We start from the raw sequence: 2,589 nt of genomic DNA on the forward strand, positions 1-2,589 counted from the left end.
CCCCGGCGCGGTCCGGCCACGCCAATCGCTGAGCGCCGCCGTGGCGCCGCGCTTCGGCGCTGTCGAGCCGTTCAACACCGGCGACGCGCTGGCCTATGCCGTGCGCCATCACGGCCTCGCGCCGCAGGTCGCGATGAAGGGGCTCCAGCGCGCCTACCTGTCCGGCATGATCTCCTATCCGCGCACCGAGGCGCGCAGCCTGGGCCCTGAATCGGCGGCGCGTGTGACGCGCCTTGGCGCCTCATGCGGCTTCACCGGTTTCGACACCTCGCCGCCGCCGCCCGCGCCCCCGGGCGCGCATGAGGGGCTGCACCCGATCTTCGGGGTGGACCGGAAGGACATCGAGCGGGTGAAGGTCCTCAGCATGGGGCGCAACGACCGGCCCAGCGGTGTCGACGAGGAGCCGATGGAGGTGATGGCGCGGATCGTCACGCGGCGGGCCTTCGAAGCCGCCCGGCGGGTCGAGCTGGAGGTCGGCGACTGGCGGCCGGGAAATTCGCAGGCCGACACCCAGTTGAGCCAGCAGGACATGGAGGATCTCCAGAGCCTCGACTGGGAGCGGGAGACGCTGACGCCCCTGCCTTGGGGGCGCGAGCTGCGCACGGGTGTGCGGCACTGGCCGGCGCCCGCCATGCTGATCGAGGGGATGATGCTCGAGGGCATCGGTCGCCCCTCGACGCTCGCCGCGCATGTCGAGACGGCCATCGCCTCGCGCGACATCGAGATCGGCGATCCCGGCGAGCTGCCGCGGCTGACACCGCAGGGCATGACGACGATCCGCAAGACGCGCCGCGCGCTGTGGAACCCCGCCACCTGCCGGATGATCGAAAGCATCCTCGAGAACCGGGACAACCTGGTGGAGGAGAACGAGGACGCCGCGAGCGATGAGCGGATCCGGCACCGCGTCGTGGCGTGGTTCCTCAAGCTGCCCGCCGACATGCAGGATGTCCTCGTCGCGGCCCTGGGCCAGGCGGGCAGTGGCGGTCCGGTCGACATCTCGGCCGCGCCCGGCCTGCCCGGCGCAGCCGACGAGCCGGCGCTGGAGTTTCCGCCGGACCTACTGCCGCCAGCCCCGGATTGGGCCTGAATCGATGTGGACGAAGTTCGAGCGCTTGTAGCGCCCGACCCCGCCCACCTCGAGCCATTCGGCGTATTCGGCGAGCTGCTCCATCGGCACGCCTTCGAGCCGAAGGTCGCTGGCGCGCGCCTTCAGGTGATAGGACTTGTCCGCGGCCTTGTAGCCCTTGCGGCGCAGCAGGTCGTTGGTGGCCCGGGTGCGGTAGCCGCTGAGCAGCTGGATCTTGCCCGAATGCCCCTCCTGCATCGCCCCGCCGCGGATGGCGGCGAGCGCCCAGAACAGCCGGACGTCGATCTGCGGCGCCGCCTCCTGCCGCCAGTCCCTGAACATCCAGTTGAGCTTCTTCACGGGGCCTTCGAGATAGGCTCCATCTTCGAAGAAGCGCAGCTCGGTCTCCTCGCCGGTATTGGCGTTGCGCAGGTGGATGACGGGATCGATGAGCGGGACGAGCCGATCGAGCACGCTGCCATCGCGCAGCGGGTCCGGCGGCGCCGCGGCGGCGGCGACGGCAGGCAGGGCCGGCATGAGCCCGGCGGCAGCCGCCCCCTTGAGGAAGCTGCGGCGGCTGAAGGTCACGAGATCGATCTTGGTCGGCATGCGGGCTCCGGTTCGATGGGGTCGAGGCATTCGCGACACCGATCTTATCAGCCGGGGAGCGCCCCTTGTGGCCGGATTTGACTGGCCTTCGCAGGTTCCTGTGGATTATCGAGCGGGGATCCCCGCGCATCGCATTTTGGATTTTCGCCGGGCTGCCCCATTCTTGAGGCAATCGAATACGAGCCACGGAGTAGAACGATGATGGCTGTCGCCACGAGCAAGCTTGCCCAGGTCCATCAAGGGCCGCCTCCGGGCTACGCTCCGCAGGACCAGGAGGCAATCCTCATCCGCTATGACGGTCACTCCCTGAACGGGGATCCGATCATCTATGCGCAGATCTCGGTCGAGCATGCCGCCCGCATTCCCGAGCGGATCTTCTCGCACCTGGTGATGTCCGAGGAGGAAATCGAGCACGGCTTCTTCATGCAGTCGAAGGGGGACGAGACCTTCGTCTTCATCGACACCGAGAAGCACGAACGCTTCCTCGACCGCGCGATCGCGGCGCTCGAGGCCGAGGGCATCGCGTGCCACAGCGCGATCGGTGACTTGCAGGCCATGCGCAACGCCGGCGGCGACATCTATCCACCCGCCTGCCCCGCCTTCATCGACAACGGGATGACGTTCATCGACCTCGATGTCGGGCTCGAGCGCATGCTCGAGGCGCGTCAGCGGCTGGAGGCCAAGGGTGCTGACCTACCTGAGATCTGATCATCTCCACGAGAGAATGCAGATCCGGCGCGCCGCGCCGTTCATCCTGCGCAGCGCGGATTACTACGTGATCGACGGCGACACCTTCCGGGTGCTCGCGCCGGAGGCTGTCGGCAACGACCCGATGGCGCTCCTGACCCAGGGGCGCCGACCGCAGCGGCCCGAGGCCTTCCGGATCCGGCTGAGATCGGTGAACGCGCCGGAGA

4 protein-coding genes are annotated in these 2,589 nt (G+C 68.6%); 3 read left to right on the top strand and 1 reads right to left on the bottom strand.

From position 1 onward, the window contains the following. Positions 1 to 1,087 (top strand): hypothetical protein (locus ACFDS3_RS20780; RefSeq protein WP_375264223.1); only part of this gene is annotated, 1,087 nt, incomplete at its 5' end. On the opposite strand, the gene ACFDS3_RS20785 is transcribed toward ACFDS3_RS20780, so the two are convergent. Next, the gene (locus ACFDS3_RS20785) at positions 1,058 to 1,675 is read right to left on the bottom strand and encodes a YcbK family protein (protein WP_375264224.1); all 618 of its coding nucleotides are present in this window, start codon (positions 1,673 to 1,675) and stop codon (positions 1,058 to 1,060) included. The two genes, ACFDS3_RS20780 and ACFDS3_RS20785, sit on opposite strands and share 30 nt — an antisense overlap. A 198-nt stretch (positions 1,676 to 1,873) precedes the next feature. On the opposite strand from ACFDS3_RS20785, the gene ACFDS3_RS20790 reads away from it, so the two are divergent. Both ACFDS3_RS20790 and ACFDS3_RS20795 read left to right on the top strand, forming a co-directional pair. Continuing rightward, a complete protein-coding gene (locus ACFDS3_RS20790; protein WP_375264225.1) occupies positions 1,874 to 2,383 on the top strand; it encodes a hypothetical protein in 510 nt (169 codons plus the stop codon). Continuing rightward, on the top strand, positions 2,361 to 2,589 hold a 229-nt coding region (locus tag ACFDS3_RS20795), incomplete at its 3' end, for a hypothetical protein (RefSeq protein ID WP_375264226.1). The genes ACFDS3_RS20790 and ACFDS3_RS20795, both read left to right, overlap by 23 nt.

It is taken from the genome of Palleronia sp. (assembly GCF_042089775.1).
Taxonomy (GTDB): domain Bacteria; phylum Pseudomonadota; class Alphaproteobacteria; order Rhodobacterales; family Rhodobacteraceae; genus Palleronia.

What these genes read in the sequence shown, in the direction of transcription:
- ACFDS3_RS20785 (WP_375264224.1), bottom strand. Translation starts at nt 1,675, where the DNA reads ATGCCGACCAAGATCGATCTCGTGACCTTCAGCCGCCGCAGCTTCCTC.
- ACFDS3_RS20790 (WP_375264225.1), top strand. Translation starts at nt 1,874, where the DNA reads ATGATGGCTGTCGCCACGAGCAAGCTTGCCCAGGTCCATCAAGGGCCG.